Source organism: Acidithiobacillus ferriphilus, from assembly GCF_018854775.1.
GTDB lineage: Bacteria > Pseudomonadota > Gammaproteobacteria > Acidithiobacillales > Acidithiobacillaceae > Acidithiobacillus > Acidithiobacillus ferriphilus.
On record NZ_JAAZTY010000057.1, the window covers coordinates 1 to 4,564 of the forward strand.

A 4,564-nucleotide genomic window follows, 5' to 3' on the forward strand; every position below is an offset into this window, starting at 1 on the left:
CCCCCCCCCCCCGACGGGCGCTCTAAGCCGCCCATGAGGTGCATCAACGTGCTCTTGCCCTGCCCGGAGGCCCCCACAATGGCTACCCGCTCTCCGTGACGGACTTCCAGATTGATGTCGCGAATGACTTCCAGGTGTTCGCGGCCAATGGCGAAGCTCTGGCGCAGGTGCTCGACGGAAAGAATGATCTGCTCACTCATAACGCAGGGCCTCGGCAGGGGCGATGCGCGAGGCACGCCAGGAGGGATACAACGTCGCTATCCAACTCATGATGAGCGCGGCAATAGCCACATGGATCACATCCCAGGGCTCCAGCTTGGAGGGTAACTGGCTGATGGAATAAACCTCCGGCGAAATGAATTGGACGTGAAACAACTGCTCGATGGCTGGTACCAGGGTCGGGATATTCAACGCCAGCAATACCCCGAAAAAGACACCGAGGAGCGTGCCAACGAGTCCGATGATTCCACCCTGCACCATAAAAATCAGCATGATGCTATGCGGCGTTGCGCCGATGGTGCGGAGGATGGCGATATCCGTCTCCTTATCGGTGACCACCATCACCAGTGTCGCCACGATGTTGAAGGCGGCGACGGCGATGATGAGCGACAGGATCACAAACATCACCAGTTTCTCCATGCTCAGGGCCTTGAAGAAGTTCTCATGGGTCTGGGTCCAGTCCTGGATATAAAAAGCGGCACCGAGCTGTTTTTGCAGATGGGCGGCGAAGGCCGGGGCGGCAAAAGGGTCTTTGATCTGCATGCGCAAGCCAGTCACGCCCTGGTTCAATCCGTAGAGCCGCTGCGCGTCGCCCAGGTTGATATAGGCCATGCCGCTGTCGTAAGCGTAAATGCCGACGGAAAAGAGTCCGACCACCGTGAACTGGCGCAAGGCGGGGGTTACCCCCAGCGGGGTGACCCCACCCTGGGGAGAGATCAGGGTAATCTTGTCCCCCACCGTCACCCCCAGTTGCCGCGCCAGCGCACGCCCGAGGACGATACCCCAGGGATGGGTCCGCAGGGATTGCAAGTCACCCATTTTCATGTCGCTGGCCAGCTTGTTGACGCGGCTTTCCAAAGACGGATCAATACCCTCGATGACCGCACCGCTGACCAGCCCGTCGTGGGAGAGCATGGCCTGCGCCTGCACGTAGGGCGCCATACCCGTCACATCAGGAATCGTCGAAAGACGCTTTACCGCCGTCGGCCAGTCCAGCACCGGCACGCCGTTGCCCTGAATGATCACATCCGAAGTCACCGCCAGAATCCGTGCACGCAAGGTATGGTCAAAGCCGTTCATCACCGCCATGACAGCGATCAGGGCCGCCACGCCGATGACCATGCCCATGATCGCAGTGCCGGTGATGAAGGAGATAAAATGATTGCGGCGCTTGGCGCGGGTGTAACGCAGCCCGATCCAGAGCTCATAAAACCTCATGGTTGCTCCGGTCGCAGATGGGGAAAGAGAATCACCTCGCGAATGCTGGGCTGATCGGCCAGCAGCATGACCAGACGGTCGATGCCCAGCCCCACCCCCGCCGTCGGCGGCATGCCGTATTCCAGGGCGCGGATATAGTCGGCGTCGAAGAACATCGCCTCTTCATCCCCGGCTTCCTTGGCCTCGACCTGCGCCCGGAAGCGGGCGGCCTGGTCTTCGGGATCATTCAACTCGGAGAAACCATTGGCCAGCTCGCGGCCGGCGATCATCAGCTCGAAACGATCCGTGACCTCGGGGTCGAGATCGTTACGGCGCGCCAGCGGACTGACTTCCAGGGGATACTCGGTGATGAAGGTCGGCTGTTGAAGATGGCCTTCCACCGTCTTCTCGAAGATTTCGATAAGACGCTTGCCCCAGCCCCAGGCGGGCTGACAGGGCAGGTGCAACTGCGCGAGCTTGGCCGCCAGCACTGCGGGGTCCCGCAGGTCGGCATCCGCCAGATCGGGATTATGCGCACGCACCGACTCCGTCACCGTCAACCGATGGAAGGGTTTGCCGAGGTCAATCTCCAGTCCTTGATAGCTTATCGCCGTCGTGCCCAGGGCCGCCTGTGCCGCGGCGCGGATCAGGGTCTCGGTGAGATCCATGGCGCGCACATGGTCGGCGTAGGCCTCGTACCATTCGAGCATGGTGAACTCGGGGTTATGGCGGGTGGAGATGCCTTCATTGCGGAAGTTGCGGTTGATCTCGAAGACCTGCTCGATGCCGCCCACCACCAGCCGTTTGAGGTACAGCTCCGGGGCGATACGCAGGTAAAGGGTCATGTCGAGGGCATGGTGATGGGTAACGAAGGGCCGCGCCGTGGCGCCGCCGGGGACGGGTTGCATCATGGGCGTCTCCGCCTCATAAAAGCCGCGCTGGCGCAGACCATCGCGCAGGGCTGCCACCGTTTCGGCACGAATCTGGAAGGTGCGGCGGGTGGCTTCGGTGACGATCAGATCGACATAGCGCTGGCGGAAACGGGTTTCCGGGTCGGCGAGTCCGTGCCATTTTTCCGGCAGCGGGCGCAGGGCCTTGCTCAACAGTTGGAGGCCATGCACTTTGACCGAAAGCTCACCGGTCTTGGTGCGGAACAGGATGCCATCCACACCGATGATGTCGCCGAAATCCAGGCCCTTGAAGCGCGCGTAGACCTCTTCGCCCAGGTTATCGCGGCTGACAAAGAGTTGAATGCGCCCGGACTGATCCTGAATGTCGGCGAAACTGGCTTTACCCATGACCCGGCGGCTCATCAGCCGCCCGCCGAGCCGCGCCTCGATGGGTTCCTGCTCCAGGGCCGTGGCGTCCATATCGCCATAACGCTGTTGCAGATCGCCCGCCAAGGCGTCGCGACGGAAGCCGTTGGGATAGGCATGGCCTTCGCTGCGCCAGTGCCCCAGCTTGTCGCGCCGCACCTGCATCTGGTCATTGAGTTCCTGATCCACCATCCGTCCCCTTCCTGCAAAATACTGAGTGACTACCGCTTACAATCCGGCCTTCAACGCCGCTTCAATGAACATATCCAGCGCCCCATCGAGCACCTTCTGGGTATCGCCCACTTCGACCCCGGTGCGCAGGTCCTTGATCCGCGACTGGTCCAGCACATAGGAACGAATTTGATGACCCCAGCCGATATCGCTTTTGCTGTCTTCCAGCGCCTGCTTTTCGACCGCACGTTTCTGCATCTCCAACTCATACAATTTGGAGCGCAACATGCGCATGGCCTCGGCCCGGTTCTTGTGCTGCGAGCGGTCGGTCTGGCAGGCCACGACGATGCCGGAAGGCACATGGGTGATGCGAATGGCCGAGTCGGTCTTGTTGACGTGCTGACCGCCCGCCCCGCTGGCCCGGTAGGTGTCCACCTTGAGGTCCGCCGGATTGATATCCACCTCGAAACTATCGTCAATCTCGGGGTAAATAAAAACGCTGGCGAAGCTGGTATGACGGCGATTGCCGGAATCGAAAGGCGATTTGCGCACCAGGCGATGGACGCCGGTTTCGGTACGCAACCAGCCGAAGGCATGGTCACCGCGCACATGGATGCTGGCCGACTTGATACCCGCCACTTCACCCTCGGAGACCTCCACCAGCTCCGCCGCAAAGCCATGGGACTCGGCCCAGTGCAGATACATACGCAGAATCATTTCCGCCCAGTCCTGCGCCTCGGTGCCGCCCGCGCCCGCCTGAATATCCACAAAGCAGTTTGCCGCATCCTGCGCGCCGGAGAACATGCGCTGGAATTCCAGCTTCTCGACCATGGCCAGAGCGGTGGCGAGATCCGCATCGACGGCGGCGAGGAGTTCTTCGTCCTGCTCGCTCAGGGCCAATTCAAGCATCTCGCCGCCATCGGCAAGGCTCGCGGTAAGCTTGTCCATGGGCGTGATGACGGCTTCCAGAGCAGACCGTTCACGCCCTAGTTCCTGGGCCTTTTCGGCGTTGTTCCAGATGGCCGGGTCTTCCAGTTCCCGGTGCACTTCCTCTAAGCGGCCGCGCTTTTCTTCGAGGTCAAAGGTACCCCCTCAGGCCCGCGACACGGACCTGGAGATCTTCGCGCAGCGCACGCATCTCATTCACTTCTCTCATGATTCTTCCTTTTCCATCAGGTTGCGTCAGGATCATACCAGCGCGCACCTCGTTGCCCTGCACGCAAAGGCCGTAATTATGCGCAGTTTCGGCGCCGATCTCCAGCAGTGTTTCGACAGGGTTGAAAGGGCATCAAAAACGTCCATTCCATCCCTGGGACCCTGCAAGGCAATTTCGCTCCCACGGGGCGAGTATACACCACCCGCTCTCCGCGGTGAGTGCATGAACGGTGCGAGTGACAGTGCTTTGGGGTTGTCGTTGGGCTAGACTAAACGCATGAACACTGCAGGGGAATGTGCCATACCTACTTCAACTGGAAAAATCGCTGTGCTTGCCTTGGGCATTTTAGCTCTATCAGGCTGTGCCGTTAGCCCTTATGGCGGATATGGAAATCAGGGGTACAACCAGCAACCACCACCCGACCAGGAATCTGGTCGGTACAACAGTGGCTACGGCAATTTACCAGGCGTACCCGATGGCCTACCCCCAGGAGGTCCGAGCGCGT

At 60.6% G+C, this 4,564-nt stretch carries 4 protein-coding genes; all 4 read right to left on the reverse strand.

Annotated elements, in window-relative coordinates:
* A partial coding sequence (locus HF921_RS13525) for an ATP-binding cassette domain-containing protein (protein WP_215893400.1) occupies positions 1–200 on the reverse strand: 200 nt, incomplete at its 3' end.
* Complete coding sequence (locus HF921_RS04700) at positions 193–1,437, reverse strand: lipoprotein-releasing ABC transporter permease subunit (RefSeq protein WP_064219284.1); 1,245 nt, start codon at positions 1,435–1,437, stop codon at positions 193–195. The genes HF921_RS13525 and HF921_RS04700, both read right to left, overlap by 8 nt.
* Positions 1,434–2,924, reverse strand: coding sequence for a lysine--tRNA ligase (gene lysS / locus HF921_RS04705; protein ID WP_215861609.1), 1,491 nt, complete (start codon positions 2,922–2,924; stop codon positions 1,434–1,436). The genes HF921_RS04700 and lysS overlap by 4 nt, the downstream gene beginning before the upstream one ends.
* 36 nt (positions 2,925–2,960) lie before the next feature.
* Positions 2,961–4,059, reverse strand: a protein-coding gene (gene prfB / locus HF921_RS04710; RefSeq protein WP_155735374.1) for a peptide chain release factor 2 whose coding sequence is annotated in 2 segments (ribosomal slippage) — positions 2,961–3,983 and positions 3,985–4,059 — 1,098 coding nt in all. Because the reading frame shifts where the segments join, the coding sequence is not laid out codon by codon here.
* Positions 4,060–4,564 lie beyond the last annotated feature (505 nt).

Bases quoted from the DNA above. Each gene is read 5' to 3' on its own strand.
- HF921_RS04700 (WP_064219284.1), bottom strand. From the start codon at position 1,437: ATGAGGTTTTATGAGCTCTGGATCGGGCTGCGTTACACCCGCGCCAAG.
- lysS (WP_215861609.1), bottom strand. From the start codon at position 2,924: ATGGTGGATCAGGAACTCAATGACCAGATGCAGGTGCGGCGCGACAAG.